The sequence below is a fragment of the Acetobacter fabarum genome (genome assembly GCF_040702925.2).
Taxonomy (GTDB): domain Bacteria; phylum Pseudomonadota; class Alphaproteobacteria; order Acetobacterales; family Acetobacteraceae; genus Acetobacter; species Acetobacter fabarum_B.
Window position 1 is genome coordinate 1 of record NZ_JBFCXX020000086.1, and the last position, 272, is coordinate 272.

Here is a 272-nt window from a genome sequence, read left to right on the forward strand (position 1 = left end):
ATATATTCAGTATGTTAGACCTGGGAGTACAGAAAGAAAAAAATTTGATGAAAAAAAACTCAGTGCAATTTTAGCTAGCAAGTCTAATCAGGAATTTATTGAGTCTAAGTATCCAGATTTAATAAAATATAGTTTTCTAAGAGTTGCAGATACTTATGCTAGTTTAATGCAAGAGATTATATCATCATTTCAGTATTTAGATAAAAAAGATCTGTATAGAAATTTATATAAAAGCCTTACAACTGAATTAAAAAGTAAATACGAACTAAAGT

At 26.1% G+C, this 272-nt stretch carries 1 protein-coding gene; it reads left to right on the top strand.

Going from position 1 to position 272, the window contains the following annotated elements; all coding sequences use genetic code 11:
* The coding region (locus AB2L51_RS15195; RefSeq protein WP_400922676.1) for a hypothetical protein at positions 1-272 on the top strand (272 nt) is incomplete at both ends.